A 21370-nucleotide genomic window follows, 5' to 3' on the forward strand; every position below is an offset into this window, starting at 1 on the left:
TTTATGTGCATCGGGAAGAGGTCGCCATGAATGGCGACCCTACGACGGTTTTGTAGGGGCGGCATTTATGCCGACCCGGGTTTATTCCCCGCTCAACCGCTCCAGCAATCCGCTACGCCGCTGGGTGCGCAGCTGCACCGCACGGCGAAACACGCTTTCATCGCTGTACAACGTTAACTGCTTACGCGCGCGAGTGATCGCCGTGTAAATCAGTTCGCGCGTTAACACCGGCAGAAACTGCGCCGGCATCACCAATGCCGTATGATCGAACTCCGAACCCTGCGATTTGTGCACCGTCATCGCCCATGCGGTATCGTGCGTCGGCAAGCGGCTGGGCTGTACCGCTTTAATGCTGCCATCGGGCAACGGGAAGAACACTTTCAGCAGACCTTCATCATCGAACAGCGTAATGCCGATATCGCCGTTAAACAGCCCCAGCGCGCTGTCGTTACGCGTCACCATCACCGGACGTCCCTGATACCAGCGACTGCCGCCGGTTGGACGGCGAATCAGCTGTAACTGCATCAGCTTTTGCTCAATACGTTGGTTCAGTCCCTGCACGCCAAATGGCCCTTCACGCAGTGCGCACAGCAGTTGATAACGTCCAAACGCCGCGATAATTTTCGCCGGCTCAGCACGCTGGCTAATCAGCTTAAGGAATGGCTGATACCCTGCCGCAATCTCCGTTAGCATCGCCTGATAAGCGTCAGCATCATTCAATGGTTGGCGAGTGATATCGCTGAATCCTGCCTGAAATGCCGCTTCCACCGCTTTTGCATCACCGGCGTTAACCGCGGCGGCCAATTGGCCAATGCCGGAATTGGCGTCAAAGCGGTAACTTTTACGCAGCAGACAGATCGCGTCGCGCACGGCAGGCGCGCTGATGTCATCGATGCCCGCTACCTGACTGCCGGTGAGTTCGCTCAACTGCGCAGCACGCACGGGACTGTAACCGGCTTCGGCGCAGCGACAGATATCGCCGAGCACGGCACCCGCCTCCACCGATGCCAGCTGATCGCGGTCGCCGAGAAATACCACGCGCGCCTGCGAGGGCAATGCGGCGATAAGGTTCGCCATCATGCCGAGATCCACCATGGAGGCTTCATCGACCACCAGCACATCCAGATGCAGCGGGTTCCCGGCGTGATAGCGCAGACGCTGCGTTTCCGGCTGCGCGCCTAACAAGCGGTGTAGCGTAGTGGCATCGGCCGGGAAACGCTGCCGTTCCGCCTCGCTCACCGGCAGTTTTTGCAGCGCCTTGCCCAGCGACTCAGTGAGACGAGCCGCCGCTTTACCGGTTGGCGCGGCTAACTGGATACGCAACGCGCCCGCGCTGAGACGAATCAGCGCCGCCAGCAGTTTTGCCACCGTGGTGGTTTTTCCAGTACCGGGGCCGCCCGAGATCACCGCCGTTTTCTGCGTCAGCGCCACAGCAGCCGCAATTTTCTGCCAGTTATCTGGCTCGCTGCCAAACAACTCATCCAGCACTTCCCTGACCTGTTCCGGCGCAAAAGGCTGTGACGAAGCCTGCGACTGGAAGAAGCGCGCCACCTGCCCTTCGTGGTGCCACAAGCGATGTAGATAGAGACGGTCTTCGCTCAACACGATTGGCGCCGCCTGATCGCTGCTACTGAGCGCAGACCAGCCTTCTAAAAGCGCAGGCCAATCCTGTGGTTCCCCCGCGGCTTGCCAGATGGCGTGCGCCAGCTCCGCATGTCGCCCTTTAAAGAGGTTATCGCGACTTAGCTGTGATAACGGCAAACAGACATGCCCATCACCCGCTTCCGCACTCAGGCACGCCGCCAGCAGCAAACGTGCCGGTTGCTCATCATCAGCCAGCAGTTGGGCAAACTGGACGTCCAGCGAGCGCAGCAAACGTAACTCAGCCGCCTGGGCTAAAAGCGCGGTCATACTGCTCATGCTGTTGCTCCCGGCCCGCGAAACAGGCTATCCAGTTGTGAAACGAAGTCGAAAGTCGGACGGGTGTGGAACACGCCGTTGTCTGGCGAACTGCCATCCATGCCACGCAGGAAGAGATAAAATACGCCGCCGAAATGCTGCTCATAGTCATAATCCGGCACGCGATGCTGTAAATAACGATGCAGGGCCAGCGTGTAAAGTTGGTACTGCAAATCGTAGCGGTGCTCGATCATCGCCTGCGCCATCGCATGCGGCGTATAGGCTTCATGGCTGTCGCCAAGCCAGTTGGATTTGTAATCCAGCAGGTAGTATTTGCCCTGCCAGCGAAACACCAGATCGATAAAGCCCTTCAACATGCCCTGCACCTGGCGGAAATCAAGCGGCGGAGCCTGAGCCGATAACGCATCCTGAGAGATCAACTCACTGAGTTCACGCGCCGTCAGCACATTATCAATCGGCAGATAGAACGCCATCTCCACCAAACGATCGCTGCTCTGCACCTGCGCCAGATGAATGCCCTGCGCATTGAGCGGCGTGCTCAATGCGCGAGCGATCCACGCGCTGAGCATCGGCTGCCAGTGCAGCGGATAGCCGTTCTGCTGCAGATGTTGCGCCAGCTGCTCTTCAGAAGGCGGCTGCGGGAAATCCAGCGATTCGAACAGCTCATGCAAAAACGTGCCAGGCGCAGCACCGCGTGGGAAATGGTGTGGCGTCAGCGCCGCATCCAGCGCTTCTTCATGATCCTCTTCGCCTGCCGCTTCAACATCGAAATTCGGCATCACCTCAAGCAGACGATGAGAACTGTGCTGCTGCAAGCCAGAGTAGCTGGTGACGCGCCACGGATCGGCCAGCACTCGCGTTACGGCACGCGCGCCAAGTTTACTATCGGCAACGGCATCCACTTGCCAACGCTCAGCTTGAATATCCTCCACCAGCACCACATCGGTGCCCACTGCGTCCATATCATGCAGTAATATGCCGAGCTGTTCCGCCGTCGCGGCTGCGCCACGCTGCAACAGGAAACCCAGTGCGCTTTTGTGTAAATCGCTCTCGCCTTCTTTCTTGCGCGTACCACGAAACAGCGGCGCGACGCCGACGCTGCAGTGATAGATCGAGCGGGTTAATGCCACGTAAAGCAGGCGTAAATCCTCCGCCAGACGCTCCTGTTCGGCTAACGCCAGGCTTTCCTCATCGGCTTGCAGATCCAATACCGCGCCAAAATTCTCACGGTCGTGATAAAGCGCGGTATCTGCTTCGCGGAATCCGGCGGCAAACGGCAGCCACACTAACGGATATTGCAGCCCTTTGGATTTGTGGATAGTGACGATTTGCACCAGATGACGGTCGCTCTCCAGGCGCAGTTGCTGACTCGCCGACTGGCTATCCGGACGCGCAATCTGCTGCGCCAGATGTCGCACCAGCGCATGCGGACTATCCAACTGCGCAGCCGCTTCCTGCAGCAGTTCACCCAGATGCAGTAAATCAGTCAGGCGCCGCTCACCGTTCTCCGATGCCAGCAGGTTCTCCGCCAGTTGGCGCTCCAGCATCATCTCGCGCAGCATCGGTAACACGCCGCGTTGCTGCCATATCAGTTGCCAGCGGGCAAAGGTATCAACCAGTTCATCCCAGCCGCGTGCATCCTGATCCAGCGCATCAAGCTGCGAGGCGTCAAATGCAAACAGCGAGGTGGCCAACGCGGTGCGCAGCATGCGTTCCTGCTCCGGCGCCAGCACCGCCTGCAACAGCCATAACAGTTCACGCGCTTCTGGTGTGGTGTAAACGCTGTCGCGGTTTGAGAGGTAAACCGAGGGAATACCGAGCAAATTCAAGGCTTCGCGAATCAAATTTGCTTCGTTACGGCTGCGCACCAGCACAGTGATATCAGAGGCTTGTACTGGCCGCAAATTGGGTGCCTTGCCCAGCATCGCGCGCTGCTGCTGCCCGGCCTGCAGCCATCGGCTAATATCGGCCGCACACTGCTGCGCCATACATTGCTGATAATCGCCAACGCTGCACCCTTCGCCCGGCTGTAGCCAGAAGCGTAACGCCGCTTGCTCTACCTGGTCGATACTGAGTGACAACTGCTGGTTCGGTGGTGCGAACTGCACCGGCAAGAACGGAATATCGGCGAACAAGAATGGTGCGTCGAGGCGCGTAAACAGCTGATTGACGCTATTGACCATCGCGGGCGATGAGCGCCAGTTGGTGTCGAGCGTGTAGTGCGCACTGACTTCGTTACGCGCCCGAATATAGGTAAAGATATCCGCGCCACGAAAGGCGTAAATCGCCTGTTTGGGATCGCCAATTAACAGCAGCGCATGCGCTGGCTGATTGATATAAAGCGTGCGGAAAATACGGTATTGCAGCGGATCGGTGTCCTGAAACTCATCGATGAGCGCCACCGGGAAGCGCTGGCGAATCGCCTGCGCCAGCTGCTCACCGCTGGGCTGTTGCAGTGCTTCGTCAAGCCGACTCAGCAAATCATCAAAGCCTAACAGTGCCTGCTGACGTTTCTCTTTGCGCACCGCGGCGCGGATCTCCACTAGCGCGCGCGCAATCACCAGATCGCGCAATGACAGCGGCTGGGCAAGGAAAGTGTCGACGGCATCGAACAAACGGTGTTGCGGCGGATTACCCTTTTTGGTCTTCTCTTCAAGCATGCGCTGACCAAAACGCGCCAGTTCGGCGGGCACCTGATAATCGCGCGTTTCGCTTTGCGCCCAGAAGCTGACTTTATTGACCCAAACCGGCAAATTTTTGCTGCTGTAGCTGCGCTTATCCACATCGGATTGCCCCACCAGCGTCAGCACCTCTTCACCCACCGCCAGCCATTGCGCTTTCATCGCGGCTATTCGCGCAAGGTTTTCACTGTGGCGCGAGCCCAGGGTTTCACTGTCGGCTGGCGGCAGACGTAGGCTGGGCGATTCGCCCTGCAACCACGGACGTAAAGTGGAAAGCAACTGCTCAGGGCCGCTCCATTCGCTTACGATCACCCGCGCGACATCCAGCGTTAATGGATAGCAGTGACGACGCCAGAAATCGGCGGTCGCCTGGCGCAGCAGCAGTTGTTCATCTTCAATCAGCTGCTGCTCAAACAGCATGCCGGACTCAAAAGCATTGAGGTTCAGCATGCGCTGGCAGAAACCGTGGATGGTGAAGATGGCCGCTTCATCCATCTGGCGTTCAGCGGCCAGCAGAAGCGAAGCCGCGTCGGCGGGTTGCGGAATTTCCTGCAATAACTGCATCAGCATCGGATTGCTGCTGACGCCACGCAGGCAGGCCAGCCGCAGCTCATGTATGTTCGCGCGAATACGCCCGCGCAATTCCGCAGTAGCGGCCTCGGTAAAGGTCACGACCAAAATCTCTTCAACCGACAACGGACGTGACCAGGCATTTTGTCCGCCTAATCCGAGCAGCAACCGCAGGTAAAGCAGGCCGATGGTAAAAGTTTTACCCGTACCGGCTGAGGCCTCAATCAGACGCTCACCGCGCAGCGGCAGCGTCAGAGGATTGAGCGATTCAGGGAGCAAACTCATTGCGCATCACTCTTTACGGGCAACGATTGCTGCAGCTTTTGAACTTCATCCCACGTGGTCCAGCCTGGCAATTGCGCGTAATCATTTTTGGTCGCGCCATCATGGCTGCCGCCAATCTGGGAAATCATCGCCATCCCTTGCTGCGTGAATACCGCCTGATGGAAAAAGTCGGCGAGGCCGGCTGGCGTCAGCTGCTGAATTTGCTCAATCGCTTTTTCACGCGTATCGAAAGCAAAATTCTGACGCTTAAAGTCACGGTTAAAACGGTTCGCCTCTTCATCCAGCGTTTGCGGGCGCTGTTTCATATCATTGATTAACGCCTGCTGATACTGGGCGAAATCTTCCGGTTTCATGCTGCGCAGACGCGTTTCAGCCTGCGGATAAAACGCCTGGAAACGTTGCAGTAAGAACGCGGGCTGTTTGCTGTTACTTTGCAGCAGGAAACCGATGCCCCATTGGCGACCAATCGGCATCTGATAAGCAAACACCGCATAGCCGAGCTGCTCTTCGGTACGCAATTGGTTATAGAACCACGGCTGCACGATCTGGCTCAGCATGGTGCTGTTCGCCATGCTCTGATATTCGCTATAACCCAACGGCACATACAGTGCCGCCAGCGCCGAATCGGTGCTGCTGCCCACCTTCTGCAGGTTGGCCTTCATCTCTTTATCCACCGTCACATAATCACTGTGCCAGTAGCCGTGGCCATCACTTTGCAATTGCTGCTGGAGCTCATCGCCGAGCTGTTTCACACGGTCCGCTGAGAGATTGCCCACCACCATCATCTCCGGTGTTGCATGATGGATCAGCGCATCACGGTAATCGGTGACCTCTTTCAGCGTGATGTCTTTCACCAGATTGCGACGCGTTTCGCGCTGGGTGTACGGCAACTGCGACAACATTTGCATCGGCTGAATTGCCAGCTCAAAAGCTTTGCCCTTCTCTGCCGCTTCCAGTTGATCCAGATACCAGGATTTAGCCTGCTCCAGCTGCTGCTGATCCGGTGTAAAGGTGGCGTAACCCTCCACCAGCTTCTTTAGCAATTCAGGCAAACGCTGGGTAAAGCCGCTGGCGCTAAACACGATGCCATCATCTTCGCCGACAGAAAAACTGATACCGCCAACCGAGGCCTGCGAATTCAGCTCATCCAGCGCCAGGCTGGAGAGATAGTCATTCAGACCAAACAGCACCTGCTGACGCGCATCGCTAATCGCAGATTTGTTACGCAGTGCTAAGGTGATAGCGGCTTTCGGTTCACTGGCAAACTGCTGGCTTGGCATCCAGTAGATACGCATGCTGTCGCCATTGGTCAGCGCGACCGGATGATCGTAGGTTTTGCCATCCGCAGGGATGATGGCGAAATCAGAGGGAATATAGGGGTTCAACGTTGGCATCGACAACTGCAGCTGTGCGGCACGTTGCTGCCAGTCGCTGAACTGCGCGGCGCTGATTTTATCTACCTGATACGGCGCATTCACAAAGTAGGCTTCTTTGTTATGCGGCTCATTCGGGCTGATGTACCAGATACGCGCGTTCTGCGGCGTCATTTCATCAAGACGGGCTTTAATGGCGGCGGGATCAAATTGATCGGCCAGATAAGGCGCATCCAGGGTATGTTCAACCGGCACACGCAGCATGGTATCCACCAGCCACTCGATGTAATCCATATCACGCGTGATCGATGGATAACGGAAATCCAGCGCCAGCACGTGGGAGACTTCGTCGAAGTAATCTTTGCTGATGCCTTTACTCCGCAGCATATCGAGGTAGCTAAACACCGCAGCCACCACTTCATCACGTTGCGCCAGGCCTTTGTCGGTTAACGACACGCTGATGGCGAATACGCCACTGTTGCGCTCGGTCATTGGGTCAGCTCCGGCACTAACGCCATCCGCTAGCCCTTGCTTTTGCAGCCAATCGTTAAGGGTATTTTTGCTGCGATTACCCAGAACGTAGCTGATCAGCGTATCGGTTTTACTGCGGAACTGGCTGCTATTGTTCGGGATACGGAACTCAATTTTTAACTGCTTGCGCGGCTGGGCGGGCACGTAGTGGATAATGACGCCCTTCTGCGCAGCGGTCACCACCGGTACTTCAATCTTCGGCACAGAGGTCTGATGATTGGCAACACGACCAAAGGTTTTCGCCGCCATGTCAGCCATCTCTGGCAAGGGCTTGTTGCTGTAGATTACCGCCTTCATCAGATTGGCTGAGTAATGGCTATGATAAAAATCGGTCAGCGCCTGATGCAGTTTGCTATCCGGTTTGTCGCTCAACGTATCGAGATTCCCGCCGGAATAACGCGATCCCGGATGCGCCGGGTTCAGGGTTTCCGCACCCACCTGCGCCATGCGCAAGCCATCTCGTGAGCGAGCCATCGTCAGCTCAGCGTTAACCGCATAACGCTCACGATCGGCATTGATCGGATCGAGCAGCGGTTCAGCAATCGCATCGGACAGGCGATCCACCGCCGGCTGCAGCGCATCGTTTTCCACTTCCAGGTAGAATGCCGTGCGATAAGATGCCGTGCTGGCATTATGGCTACCACCATGTTTTTTCAGGAACTCGGCGAGGTTATCAGGCTGGGGATATCGCTTTGAGCCCATCAACACCATGTGTTCGAGGTAGTGCGCCAGACCCAGCTGTTGATTTGGATCATCCAGTGAACCGATCGGCAAGGTCAGCGCCGCCAACGATTTAGGTGCCTCGTTATCTGAGACTAGCAGCACAATCATGCCGTTACTTAACGTAATCGCCTGATAACTGCGTGGATCGTGATCGCTTTTACGAATGGTGTCATTGATGGGTTGCCAGCCGCGATCGGTATCGGCAAAGGCATTCAGCGCTAACGTGCTCAGCAGCAGCGCTCCAAACCAGCGTGCGTAAATCCGCATTTAAACCCCTTACGTTACCCTTTTCCGCTGGCTGTGTGCCCAGCGGTTAAATAGAGTCATTTTCTTATAGTGTCAGGAACAACCTCAACCGAGACCATACCCCATTGCTATTCATCATGTTGATGCGCCAGGCGCACCGGCAAATACCACTGGCGTGCGGCGGCAGTAATTGCCTGCACGGCATCATCATCCAATGTACGACTTAACCGCTGCAGATAGGGATCGCTGCCCTCGCCTTCGATCTGGAAACCACCCTGCCAGGCTTGCAGCAATTTGTTAAGTGCCTTTTTCTGTGTTGCTTCGTCATCCAGCAACTGGTGCGACTTGCTGTCAAAGCTGGCTTCCAGCCAGGCACCACCGGATTTATTCAGTAGCATCATCGGCTGAACTAATCCGGCCTGATAACCCGCAACATAGTCATTCAGTAGCGCCAGCGCTTGTTCAGCAGGCAGCGCCATGAAGCGCCAATGGCTCTGCTTACGACCGTACATGCGGCTTGCACCGCTGCCGCCCATCGCGCAATACACCAGATGTTCCAGCCACAACAGCAGACCATCATTCATATTCAGCACGCCTGGACGCCAGCGCAGCAGCCCATCAGCTTGCACCTGTGTCAGCCAGCCGGTCAATTGCACTTCACCCAACGTTAGAGCGATCTCCCAGCTCTCGGCTGGCTGACGTTGACCGCTCACCTCCGCTGCCACTTCCTGCATCTCTTCGGTCTGGCTCTGCCAGAAAAGTTCCCCAAACGCGCCATAAGGCAGATTGCCAGCGGCGCGATGGCGAGCATACAGCTGCGCAGGATCGTCACCGTTGACCAGCGTATTCAGCAATTGGGCATTGATTTGGTAGCGTTCCAGGCTGTCAGGCGCGAACGGTTCGCTATCAGGCAGTTCGCTCTCTTCCATCCAGAAGGCAACACCCAAACGCTGTTGGAACCAGGCGCGTACCGGATGACGCCAGAAACGTAGCAGTTGCTCCAGCGACAAGGTTTCTAACGGTGCAGGCAGCAAAGGTTGTACAAAATCCGGCTGGGCTATGCCACTGCCGGTGGCCGCAGGCAACCATTCTGCGGCAAAGCTTTGCCCGTGTGCGCCTGGCTTGAAGTTCTCTGCAGCAAACGGCATGCGGCTATGCAGCTTTTGCAGGTGTTCGCGTACGCGCTGCTCGCTGATATCGGGTTCAAGCGTTTCATCACCGGGCAGACAGAAGCTTTGACCGAGGTAATCCACCAGTTCACTCACCAGCACCGACGGAAAGCGCTCGGTGTTGTCCTGAATTGCCCGGCCGATGTAACTGATATACAGCTGATCCTGCGCTGAGATCAGCGCTTCGAGGAACAGATAGCGGTCATCATCGCGGCGGCTACGGTCGCCTTTGCGCATCTGTTGCTGCATCAAATCGAAACCAAGCGGCGCTAAGGTGCGCGGATAGACACCGTCGTTCATGCCCAACAAACACACCACTTTGAAGGGAATCGAACGCATTGGCATCAGCGTACAGAAGTTGATAGGACCGGCAAGAAAACGCTGGCTGATGCGCTGCTGGTCCAGGCGCGAACGCAGCTCGTCGCGCAGCAGCGTAGCCGGAATCGGCTGTTGATACGCTGCCTGCATCCCCTGTTCGATAATCTGTTTCCACTGCGTTTCCACCAGCAACAGCGCGGCTTCACTTTCAGCGTCACCGCTGAAGAAGCATTCAATCAGCTCACGACATAACGGCAGCCACTCCGATAGCGTGCGCTCTGCTGAGAGACGTGTGCGCCACTCTTCAAGTCGCGAAAGTAATTCGGCCAGATGCCCTGCCAGCTCAGCGATCAAACCGCTGGATTCGTCATACGGCAAAATCCCTTGCCAGTCGCCGTTGCGACTCTCAAGCGCGTAGCCGAGCAGCATGCGCTGCAGGCCGAAGCGCCACGTGTGTTGCCCGGTTACCGGCAGAGCTAGCGCTTCAACGCTGGCATCATCCAGCCCCCAGCGGATGCCGGACTCCATCACCCAACGGCGCAGCAATCGCAGGCCGCTTTCATCAACCGAGAAGCGCTGCGCCAGTGCCGGAACTTCCAGCAGCGCCAGCACATCTTCGGAGGCAAAGCGGCTTTCAGGCAGTGACAACAGACTGAGCAGCGCCAGGATCGCCGGGTGCGCCTGACTGGCGCGGCGGTCGGAGATGGCGAACGGCAAATAGCGTTCGCTCGGCGCGCTGGCAAACGCGGCCTGAATAAAAGGTGCGTAGCTGTCGATATCCGCCACCATCACGATGATGTCGCGCGGCTTGAGTTCTGGGTTGGCTTCCATCAGCGTGAGCAGATGATCCTGCAGCACTTCAACTTCACGCTGGGCGCTGTGGCATACCTGCAGCGTAATCGAGCGATCGTCTGGATCGAGCAGACGTTTTTCGGCGCTGTTGGCCAACTCACCGGCGCTGAGGCCAATAACCGCGTTATCGTCCAGATTGAGCAGATCCGCTTGCAAGCAGTGTAGGAGGTTGTCTTGTGGCATCTCCACGAAGGCATCAATGTCGTTGGCGGCGGACTCCATCTGACTCAGCAGAAACAGATTATCGCGCCCCAGTTTGCCCCATGACGCCAGCAGCGGATTGGTCAGCTGCTGTTCGCCGATGTCGTTAAACAATGCCGGTGCGCTAGCCGGATCGCGGAACAGCGGCTGCAGCTCATCGGACTGTATGCGGCGGCGCTGGCGGCTTTGCAGCTTCGCGAGGAAGGCGTAATCCTGAATGTCGCCCCAATAGTGACGGCATGGATTGGTGAACAGCAGATGGATGTCAATGTGACGGCCCAGCGCTTCCAGCGCCTGCAGATAGACCGGCGGCAGCGCGGAGATACCGCAAATAAACACGCGCTGCGGCAAGCCGGGCGGCGGCGTTTGCGCCTGTTCCAGCTTTTGGATAAAGCGCGCATAGAGATTGGCACGATGCCACATCGGCTGACCCAGGCTTTCCGTGAAGTTGACCAAATCGCACCACAGCGGCGCCTGCCAATGCTGCGATTCGCCTAAGCCTTCAATCAATTCTCCGCGTTCCCAGCTGTTGAGCCAGTCCGAGCGATACACCAGATATTGGTCAAAGAGATCGGCAACACGCGCGCTGAGCTGATAAAGCTTGCGCTTATCGTCGTCATCGTTGAGGTAATGACGCAGCGGCTGGAAAGCGTCTTGCTCCAGCAAGGTTGGCAAGCGATGCATCAGCTTCCAGCTCATGCTGGCTTTGGTGAAGGCGCTCTCTTCGGGAATATCAGGCAGCACCTTGACGAACATGTTCCAGATGAAGCTCGCAGGCAGCGGGAAATCGATGTTAGCGGCAATACCGAAACTGTTGGCCAGTTCCATTTGCAGCCACTGCGCCATACCCGGGCTTTGTACCAGCACCTGCTCAGCTGCCAGCGGATCGGCCAGCGGTTGATTTTCAATCAGAATACCTGCCAGATTTTTCAACAGATCAAGCTGATTAGAGTGATAGACCCGGAACATATTTCTCCTAAACACAAGACAACAACGCAGCCGAGCCACTCTACCGGTTATCACCTGCGATGCCTACCGCTAGTGGCAATTGAGCTGCGCCAGTGAGGCGGAACGCTGATGTGGACCCGTCACCGTGACGTGATCAAGCCTACAGTTACCTGCCAGACTTTGCTGCTGACGCTGACTCTGCCAGCCCTCAACGTCACGTCCAAGCAGCGCCTGACCGGCAACACGCCATGCCTGACGCTGCTGCCACTGCTGACTAAAACCCAGCGCCAGCGCACGATGATATTGCAGCAATGTGCTGATCGTCATCGCCAGGAGCAGCATCGCCACCAGCGTTTCCGCCAGGCTAAAGCCCCGCTGCTTCTGGCTGGCACAGCGCCGGCTGCGACAGCGGGCAGTAATCAATCCAGCCATGCGGTTGCAGCTGTGGTTGCGTGTTGGCGAGTGACACCCAACGATAGAGCCACAGCGCGCGCCCTTCTCCATGTCCCGATAACAACGCATTATCATCCTCCATCCTTAGCAGGCAGCTTTGCCACTGTTCTGCTGTCCATTGCTGGCATTGCCAGCCGGTGGCCTGCGGCCAGTTTTGCACGCTGCCCCACTCCAATGCCGCCTGCGCCTGCCAAAAATCCTGACTTTGTTGCTGCTCATCTGCCACCAATACCAGGCTTTGCGATAGCTGAGTCCGCGTGGCGTGCAGCGTCAATCCGCCCATCAACAACATCATCAGCACCATGCCCAGCGTACTATTGCCGCGCTGCTTCACAGATTGATTCCTTCAATCCAGTTTTCCAGCTCCACGCTTTGGCTGCTGGCGTGTCCGGCTAACTGCAGAACCAAACGTGATCCCTGCCGTTCAAGCTTGAAGACATCGATGGTGAGAAACGCCGGATCGGACAGTTTCTCCCAGCCACTGCTGTTACACTCTTCCACGCCACGCTGCATTTCGAGCTGTCCACTGCGCAGTCGATAGCCGTAATAGTCACTTTCGTTGTGGCCCACGCCTTCCCAACGCCCATTACTGTTCTCATCCCAGCGCAGCAAAACACAGCTGCCGCTGGAGGCGAGTGTCAGTGCTGAACCGCTGCACTGACCGTGGCAATAGCCTGCACGACGCAGCGCTTTTTGCAGCGTATTGGCGATCTGCTGCAGTTCCTGTTGCAGTTGAACACGCTGCTGCAGATGCAGATTCTGCTCCAGCAGCAGCGGCAAAAAACGCCCGACGCTGATCATCAACACCGCGCCAATCGCCATAGCAATCAGCATCTCCAGTAGGCTAAATCCACTTTGCACTATTCGCATCCTTTCTCACCGGGTTGACAGGCGCGGATGCGCGCTCTGGCGGAGATGATTACACGCCAACGTCCCGCTGCACTGGCAAGATCGATACTGCCGGGACGCGCGACATCACGCAGACCGTAAAAGCCCACTTCGCCAGTAATGCCGACAATATGCACGCTGTCATGTGGCGGTTTAAACAACCAGCGCGACGGCAATGCACAGCCTTCTGCAGGTTTGGGGCCCGCGCCGAGACAGCCGCTTTCACCGTTCTGCAACCACAGCGTGAGATCGCGGTTATGCCCATTAGCATGGGCGCGCAGTCGCAGCAGAAATCCCTGCAGTTGCAGTACGCTGTCGCGCAACTGTTGATACTGCTGCCAGCGCTGCCAACCTTGCAGCGCGCCAACGCTGAGTATGCCGGCAATCACCATCACTAACAGCAGTTCGGGCAAGGTGAAGCCGTGGTTCGTGTGTTTGTTCATGGCGGGTAATCTGCCGGTTGGGATGAGGTTGAACAAGCGGGAGAAATCGACGATGGGAAACGTCGCGCAGGGAATCGTGGAGGTGTGCAGAGGGATACAGCATTTTGTGAGGCGGATTCAGGATTGAGGTGTGTTTGAGGATTGAGGAACGGTTGAGGATTGAGGAGCGGTTGAAGATTGAGGAGCGGTTGAAGATTGAGGAGCGGTTGAGGATTGAAGAGCGGTTGGAAATGGGTCGCCATGAATGGCGACCCTACGGGTAAAAAGCGTTAAATCGCTACGGGCGCTTTAATCGCTGGATGCGGATCGTAACCTTCAATTTCGAAATCGTCGAACTGATAATCAAAGATGGATGCTGGTTTACGTTTGATCACTAGCTTCGGCAACGGACGCGGTTCGCGCGTTAATTGCAGACGCGCCTGCTCTAAATGGTTGCTGTACAGATGGGTATCGCCGCCCGTCCAGACAAAATCACCCACTTCAAGGTCGCACTGCTGCGCCACCATATGCACCAGCAGCGCATAGCTGGCGATATTAAACGGCAGGCCGAGGAAAATGTCGCACGAACGCTGATACAGCTGGCACGAGAGTTTGCCGTTGGCCACGTAGAACTGGAAGAAGGCGTGGCAAGGTGCCAATGCCATCTGATCCAGCTCGCCCACATTCCACGCCGAGACGATGATGCGACGGGAATCCGGATCACGCTTCAATTGCTCAATCACTTTGCTGATCTGATCAATTTCGTCGCCCGAAGCACTGCCCCAGCTGCGCCACTGCTTGCCGTATACCGGGCCGAGATCACCCTTCTCATCCGCCCACTCGTCCCAAATGGTGACCTTGTTCTCTTTCAGGTAACCAATGTTGGTCTCACCTTTCAGGAACCATAGCAGCTCATGAATGATGGAACGCAAGTGTACCTTCTTGGTGGTAACCAGCGGAAAACCGTCCTGCAAATTAAAACGCATCTGGTGGCCAAAGATGGAGAGCGTGCCGGTACCTGTGCGGTCGGCCTTTTCTGCGCCTTCATTCAGCACATGTTGCATTAGATCCAGATACTGTTTCATTTTACCTCACGCGTTTGTTGCTGCGGGCGACGACGATACGCCCAGATCATCATAATCACACCGGCCAGAATCATTGGGATCGATAGGATCTGTCCCATGCTGACACCGCCTTCAAACAGGCCAAGCTGTGCATCTGGCTGACGGAAGAACTCCACGATGATACGGAATGCACCGTAACCAATCAGGAACAGGCCCGAGACGCTGCCCATTGGACGCGGCTTGCGAATAAACAGGTTGAGAATGATGAACAGCACAATGCCTTCCAGGCACAGCTCATACAGCTGCGACGCATGACGTGGCAGAACGCCGTAGGTGTTCAGCAATTCCTGGTACTGCGGATTATTGGCCGCCAGCGCGATATCTTCGCTGCGTGAACCGGGGAACAACATCGCGTATTTGAAATCTGGCGCCACGCGGCCCCACAGTTCGCCGTTGATGAAGTTGCCGAGACGACCGGCCCCCAAACCAAATGGGATGAGCGGTGCAATGAAATCAGCCACCTGGAAGAAAGTGCGCTTGGTGCGGCGTGCGAAGATCAGCATCACCACAATCACACCAATCAGGCCGCCGTGGAACGACATGCCACCATCCCAAACCTTAAACAGATACAGCGGATTCTCAAGGAACAGCGGCAGATTGTAGAACAGCACATAGCCAATACGGCCGCCGAGGAAGACGCCAAGGAAGCCCGCATAGAGCAGGTTTTCCACTTCTTCTTTTTTCCAGCCGCTGCCAGGTTTGTTGGCACGGCGCGTGGCCAGCCACATGGCAAATATAAAGCCTACCAGGTACATCAAGCCGTACCAGTGAAGCGAAACCGGTCCGATAGAGAAAATTACCGGATCGAATTGGGGAAACGAAATGTAGCCGTCAGTCATCTTTCACCATCATTTTTCTGCCCTGAAACGGGACAATAAAAGGCTGCGCATGATAGCACAGCCACTTTTTTTACAGGTCGTGAAGTTGTAACCGTTAACGCCCGCCGCGAATCAAACCGCCTAAACCGCGGCGCTCCATAAAGGTGGAGACCAGATGGCGCACTTCCGAGGCGGAATGCGCGGCCAGCCCATGCTCGCTGAGCTTCTGCGCCTCTTCAAAATCGAGATGGCGCAGCAGATATTTCACACGCGGTACGTTTTTGCCGTTCATGCTGAGATGGTGATATCCCAAGCCCACTAACAGCGCGACACACATGGGATCGCCGGCCATTTCACCACACAAGCAGAGCTCCAGTTTGGCCTGGCGGGCTTCGCTGGCAATGGTGTGCAGCGCCCGCAGCATCGCCGGATGCAGCGAATCATACAGGTTCGCCACGCGCGTATTATTGCGATCGACCGCCAGCAAATATTGCGTCAGATCGTTAGTGCCGACGGAAACGAAATCGACGCGATCCGCCAGATGCGGGATCATAAACAGCATCGATGGCACTTCAATCATGATGCCAATGCGCGGCTTAGGAATCACATAGCCGAGCATCTCCTCCACTTCACGACCGGCACGATCGATCAGACGACGCGCCTCGTCGATCTCGTCGATATGGCTGATCATCGGCAGCAAAATGCTTAAGTTGCCAGACGCCACGTTAGCACGCAGCATGGCGCGCACCTGCACCAGGAAGATTTCAGGCTGATCGAGCGTCAAGCGAATACCCCGCCAGCCAAGGCAGGGATTTTCTTCGCTTATCGGCATATAGGGCAGCTGTTTATCCGCGCCGACATCAAGCGTGCGCAGCGTAACCGGCTTGTTGTAAAACAGCTGCAACATGCCCTGATACTGCGCCACCTGCTCCTCTTCGGACGGGAAACCATTGTGCAGCATGAACGGAATTTCGGTACGGTACAGACCGATGCCATCTACCCAGCTGTCGAGCGCCTGCTCGTGTTCCGGACTGAGACCGGCATTCAGCATCACCTGAATGCGTTCACCACTTTTCAACTCACCGGGCTGCTCGACCACGCCTTCGGCCATTTTGCTCAGCGCATTCTCTTCGCTGATCAAACGCTGATATTCCTGCACCAGCACCGGTTCCGGATCGATCAGCACTTCGCCGCGGTAGCCATCCACAATCAGCAAGCGTTTGTTGAGCTGTGCCGGGAGGATATCCGCGCCCATTACGGTCGGAATACCCATCGCGCGCGTCAGAATCGCCGCATGCGAGTTGGCGGCGCCGTCGCGCACCACCACGCCGGCTAAACGCTCCTGCGGTAATTCCGCCAGCGTGGTTGCCGTGAGTTCATCGGCGACTAACACGAAGCGTTCCGGCCAGGCATTGGTGCCGACCAGGGAATCATCAAGGTGGAACAGCAGACGTTGACCGAGCACGCGTAAATCGCCGGCGCGCTCGCGTAAATATTGATCCTGCAGATTGGCAAACTGCTCGGCGAACTTCTCGATCACCGTTTTCACCGCCCACTCGGCGACCGATCCGCGTTCGATCTCGTCAAACAGATCTTTTTTCAGGCGTGCATCGGTAAGCAGATGCGAATAGAGATCGAAGATCGCCGCGCTCTCTTTCTGCACGCTGGCAGCAAAGCGTTTACTGAAGCGGCGAAATTCGTTGCCGGCCTCACCCATCGCCAGCACCAGACGCTCGCGTTCGCGCTGCACGTCGAGCGTGGACGCAGCGGAAACCTGATCGAGCAGCGGCTGGGTTTCGTCCACCCAGCCCGGCGCGACCGCCACGCCAGGCGAAGCAGCGATCGCTTTTACGCGTGTCTGACGGAATTGACCAAACAGTTGACCGAGCTGCGACTGCGACAGCAATCCTGCCATTTGCGTGGCGAGCGTGACGAGGAAGGACTCTTCGCTCTCATCAAATTGACGGTGTTCGCGCTGCTGGATAACCAACACGCCAAGCAGTTGGCGGCGGCTAATAATCGGGACGCCGAGGAAGGAGCGATAACGCTCCTCTTTAACAGAAGGGATGTATTTGAAGCTGGGATGGCTTTGCGCATCGGCGAGGTTGATCGGCTCTGCTAAGCGTCCAACGAGGCCAACGATGCCTTCGTCAAACGCCAGCGTAACCGTACGACCACGCGGCTTTTTTAGCCCGCGTGTCGCCATCAGGTAGTAGCAACGACGGTCGTGATCGGCGAGATAAACCGAGCAAACCTCGGTTTCCATCGCAAGGCAAATTTCGTTTACCAGAATGTCGAGTGCTTCATTCAGACGTGGAGCACTCGCCACTTTCTCTACTATTTCGCGTAACTGAGTGAGCATAAAGGGCGTGGCCTATCCTCTTTTACGTCGTTGGGCAGCGTTATTACGTTGCCCCGCACTCTCCTGCATCGACATCACCACGCCAGCGAATTCTTTCATCACGCGGCGGTAAACATCGCGCTTGAAAGAGACCACCTGACGCACCGGATACCAGAAGCTAACCCAGCGCCAACCGTCAAACTCGGGCGTGCTGCTGTGCTGCACATTGATTTCCGCGTCACTACACATCAACTGCAGAAGAAACCACTTTTGTTTCTGGCCGATACACACCGGCTTTGTGTCCCAACGCACCAAACGTTTTGGCAACTTGTAGCGTAACCAGTTTCGGGTTGAAGCAAGTATTCGAACATCTTTGCGGTGTAAACCCACTTCTTCGAACAGTTCGCGATACATTGCCTGTTCAGCAGTTTCACCCGGATTGATGCCTCCCTGAGGAAATTGCCAGGAGTGCTGTCCAAAGCGCCTGGCCCACAACACTTGTCCTTGCCTGTTACAGATTACGATACCAACATTCGGGCGGTAGCCATCATCATCGATCACTGGACTACCTCAAAGCTAAATTTGAATAGCCTGATTGTTTCACACTCCTTACAGGCGGTAAACCACTGGATACCGGGGTGTAAGCAGAATAAAAACAGGATAACTCACAGAGATTAGCCAAGTTATAAACAGCGAGTGAGATTTATGGGCGATCTTATTCACTTTTTCTGTGGATAGCGTTGTGCAGAACACGGGAATGACGTGAATAACCATTACAGAACATTCTCAAAAACCCTCGTCGCCAGATAAAATAAAACATTAAATTTCATACACATATAAAATAATGGAAACTCAGGCGATGAAAAGATCCTTTGCAGATTCATTCCACTTGCCTGTCATCGGTTAAAGATCCACCAATGACGTTTTTATCCACAGAGAATGACCTAAACCTGGTCAAAGAAAGGAAAAAAAGCGTTCAAAACGCGAAAGTCAAGGCTGTAAATGGAAACAGGTGTCTGAGAAAAGGGGGTTACCCCACATTTCTGTGGATAACTAGGTTCAACACCTGTTCATTGTCGATAACAAGCTGGGATAACCTGGCCACAGCATCGGATGGCCCCATTCTATTGGAATAAAAAACCATTCTTAATCATGCTATTATCACAGTTATTCACCTAATTGCCATGTGGACAAACTCAGTCAGCCTCCACTGTTCACTCTTTAACCAATGTGAGTTCTAGCATGCACTCTTCAGCATTATTGCCGTCATCACCCGAAAACGAAGCGGAATTACTGCAACGAGCACAACAGCTGGCAGGCCAGACCTTTGCCGCGCTAGCGGCACAGCTAAACCTGCCGATACCCACCGATTTGAAACGCGATAAAGGCTGGGTCGGCATGTTGTTAGAGCTGCATTTAGGTGCCAGTGCGGGCAGCAAAGCCGAACAGGATTTTGCGCATCTCGGTATTGAGCTGAAGACCATTCCGGTAGATGCGCAAGGCAAACCGCTGGAGACCACCTTCGTGTGTGTCGCGCCGTTAACCGGCAATAGTGGCGTTACCTGGCAAACCAGCCATGTGCGGCACAAACTGGCACGCGTGCTGTGGATTCCGATCGAAGGCGATCGTGCCTTGCCGCTGGCTGAGCGTCGTGTTGGTTCAGCGCTGCTATGGCATCCCAGTGAAGAAGAGGAACAACAGTTGCGGGAAGACTGGGAAGAGTTAATGGATATGATTGTGCTTGGCCAGGTTGAGCGCATCACCGCCCGTCACGGTGCGTGGCTGCAAATCCGCCCTAAAGCCGCCAACAGCAAAGCATTAACCGAAGCCATCGGGGAACACGGCGAGCCGATTATGACGCTGCCGCGCGGCTTTTATTTAAAGAAGAGCTTTACCGGCCCACTTTTGGCGCGACATTTTTTACTGTAAATGCATATTGCTGCCGATAATTTTAGGAATGATGCGATTACTCCTAACGACGAAAGCATTTATTACTACACTTTTGCTGTTGAAGTCGCGAGAAGGAGATAAGAATGAAAGGGTTGGTAAGTGCAGTGGGTTTAGGATTGGTTGCGCTGTTATTGAGTGGTTGCAGCAGTGATTACGTCATGGCGACCAAAGATGGCCGCATGATCATGACCGATGGCAAACCCGCCATCGATAAAGAGACTGGATTGGTACAGTACACCGATGAGAAAGGCCATCAGATGCAGATCAATGGTGACGAGGTTTCGACCATCATTGAGCGTTAAGTGCCAAATTGCCTTGCCTGCACATGTTTTCCCCTTGTGCAGGCGATTTCCCGAACTTTCCCCCCTTCCTTCCGCGCCGCTTCACACGCTATAGTCCCAAAGGACACAACATTCCCTTTCATAATGAAAAAAGGATGCCGGCAAATGCACTATCACCGTATTCCCCATAGCACGCTGGAAGTGAGTCAGCTGGGGCTTGGAACCATGACGTTTGGTGAGCAGAACAGCGAAGCCGACGCCCACGCACAGCTTGATTACGCGGTTAGCAGTGGCATTAACCTGATTGATACCGCGGAAATGTATCCGGTGCCGCCGAGCCCGGAAACCCAGGGATTAACCGAACAGTACATTGGTAGCTGGCTGAAGAAGCGCGGCAGCCGTGACAAAATCATCCTCGCCAGCAAAGTGGCCGGCCCGGTACGCGGTGCGGATGCCTCAATTCGCCCGAACCAGGCGCTGGATCGCAAAAACATCCGCGAAGCGCTGGATGCCAGCCTGAAACGCCTGAATACCGATTATCTCGATCTCTATCAGTTGCATTGGCCACAGCGCCAAACCAACTATTTCGGCAAGCTGGGCTATCAATACACCGATTCCAGTGTCCCCGTGACGCTGCTGGAAACGCTGGAAGCGCTGACCGAACAAGTTCGTGCCGGTAAGATTCGCTACATTGGCGTGTCGAACGAAACCGCGTGGGGCGTGATGCGTTACCTGCAGCTGGCTGAAAAGCACGAGCTACCGCGTATCGTCACCATCCAGAACCCGTACAGCCTGCTGAACCGCAGCTTCGAGGTAGGTTTAGCGGAGATCAGTCAGCATGAAGGCGTCGAGCTGCTGGCTTATTCCAGCCTGGCCTTTGGTACTTTGAGCGGTAAATACCTGAACGGTGCGAAACCAGCCGGTGCGCGCAATACGCTGTTTAGTCGCTTTACCCGCTACAGCGGCGATCAGTCTCAGCAGGCGATTGCCGCCTATGTTGAGCTGGCGAAGAAGCACAATATGGATCCGTCGCAGATGGCGCTGGCCTACGTGCGTCAACAGCCGTTTGTCGCCAGCACCTTGCTGGGCGCCACCACGCTGGAGCAACTTAAGATTAACGTTGAGAGTTTCAATCTGACGCTGAACGCTGATGTGTTAGAGGAACTGGAAGCGATTCATCGCCAGTTTACTTATCCTGCCCCTTGAAACCAGGTGCGCATTAATGCGCACCTTACAAATTCTGCCGTAGGGTCGCCATTCATGGCGACCTTTTTAA

Annotated in this window: 15 protein-coding genes; 3 read left to right on the forward strand and 12 right to left on the reverse strand. The window is 55.7% G+C overall.

The window, feature by feature from the left end:
• Positions 1-81 precede the first annotated feature (81 nt).
• From recD to rppH, 12 genes are all read right to left on the reverse strand, one after another.
• On the reverse strand, positions 82-1920 hold the full coding sequence (gene recD / locus AC6I8K_RS14880; RefSeq protein ID WP_497826961.1) for an exodeoxyribonuclease V subunit alpha: 1839 nt from the start codon (positions 1918-1920) through the stop codon (positions 82-84).
• Positions 1917-5456: an exodeoxyribonuclease V subunit beta gene (gene recB, locus AC6I8K_RS14885; RefSeq protein WP_497826962.1), complete on the reverse strand. Its 3540-nt coding sequence runs from the start codon at positions 5454-5456 to the stop codon at positions 1917-1919. The genes recD and recB overlap by 4 nt, the downstream gene beginning before the upstream one ends.
• A complete protein-coding gene (ptrA, locus tag AC6I8K_RS14890) occupies positions 5453-8350 on the reverse strand; it encodes a pitrilysin (RefSeq protein WP_497826963.1) in 2898 nt (965 codons plus the stop codon). The genes recB and ptrA overlap by 4 nt, the downstream gene beginning before the upstream one ends.
• Before the next feature lie 107 nt (positions 8351-8457).
• Positions 8458-11838, reverse strand: a complete 3381-nt coding sequence (gene recC, locus AC6I8K_RS14895; RefSeq protein WP_483816052.1) for an exodeoxyribonuclease V subunit gamma — start codon at positions 11836-11838, stop codon at positions 8458-8460.
• Between the two features lie 69 nt (positions 11839-11907).
• A complete protein-coding gene (locus AC6I8K_RS14900; protein ID WP_497826964.1) occupies positions 11908-12249 on the reverse strand; it encodes a prepilin-type N-terminal cleavage/methylation domain-containing protein in 342 nt (113 codons plus the stop codon).
• Entirely contained in the window at positions 12182-12604 is a 423-nt protein-coding gene (locus tag AC6I8K_RS14905) for a DUF2509 family protein (protein WP_497826965.1), read from the reverse strand. The genes AC6I8K_RS14900 and AC6I8K_RS14905 overlap by 68 nt, the downstream gene beginning before the upstream one ends.
• Entirely contained in the window at positions 12601-13140 is a 540-nt protein-coding gene (locus AC6I8K_RS14910; RefSeq protein ID WP_497826966.1) for a prepilin peptidase-dependent protein, read from the reverse strand. Before AC6I8K_RS14910 ends, AC6I8K_RS14905 begins: the two co-directional genes overlap by 4 nt.
• Positions 13131-13601, reverse strand: coding sequence for a prepilin-type N-terminal cleavage/methylation domain-containing protein (locus AC6I8K_RS14915; RefSeq protein ID WP_064738060.1), 471 nt, complete (start codon positions 13599-13601; stop codon positions 13131-13133). The genes AC6I8K_RS14910 and AC6I8K_RS14915 overlap by 10 nt, the downstream gene beginning before the upstream one ends.
• 269 nt (positions 13602-13870) lie before the next feature.
• A complete protein-coding gene (gene thyA, locus AC6I8K_RS14920) occupies positions 13871-14665 on the reverse strand; it encodes a thymidylate synthase (protein ID WP_064738061.1) in 795 nt (264 codons plus the stop codon).
• A complete protein-coding gene (lgt, locus tag AC6I8K_RS14925) occupies positions 14662-15543 on the reverse strand; it encodes a prolipoprotein diacylglyceryl transferase (RefSeq protein WP_064738062.1) in 882 nt (293 codons plus the stop codon). The genes thyA and lgt overlap by 4 nt, the downstream gene beginning before the upstream one ends.
• A 94-nt stretch (positions 15544-15637) precedes the next feature.
• A complete protein-coding gene (ptsP, locus tag AC6I8K_RS14930; RefSeq protein WP_483816057.1) occupies positions 15638-17884 on the reverse strand; it encodes a phosphoenolpyruvate--protein phosphotransferase in 2247 nt (748 codons plus the stop codon).
• Positions 17885-17896: 12 nt separating this feature from the next.
• Positions 17897-18424 carry an RNA pyrophosphohydrolase gene (gene rppH, locus AC6I8K_RS14935; protein ID WP_007890933.1) on the reverse strand — a complete coding sequence of 176 codons (528 nt, stop codon included), beginning with the start codon at positions 18422-18424 and terminating at the stop codon, positions 17897-17899.
• A gap of 681 nt (positions 18425-19105) precedes the next feature.
• On the opposite strand from rppH, the gene mutH reads away from it, so the two are divergent.
• The 3 genes from mutH (at position 19106) to AC6I8K_RS14950 (ending at position 21300) form a co-directional block, all read left to right on the forward strand.
• Positions 19106-19792, forward strand: coding sequence for a DNA mismatch repair endonuclease MutH (gene mutH / locus AC6I8K_RS14940; RefSeq protein WP_497826967.1), 687 nt, complete (start codon positions 19106-19108; stop codon positions 19790-19792).
• A gap of 104 nt (positions 19793-19896) precedes the next feature.
• Positions 19897-20115, forward strand: coding sequence for a YgdI/YgdR family lipoprotein (locus AC6I8K_RS14945; RefSeq protein ID WP_064738065.1), 219 nt, complete (start codon positions 19897-19899; stop codon positions 20113-20115).
• A gap of 144 nt (positions 20116-20259) precedes the next feature.
• The gene (locus AC6I8K_RS14950; protein ID WP_064738066.1) at positions 20260-21300 is read left to right on the forward strand and encodes an NADP(H)-dependent aldo-keto reductase; all 1041 of its coding nucleotides are present in this window, start codon (positions 20260-20262) and stop codon (positions 21298-21300) included.
• Positions 21301-21370: the final 70 nt, after the last annotated feature.

This window comes from Pantoea sp. X-Soil-ISGK-421 (assembly GCF_059730785.1).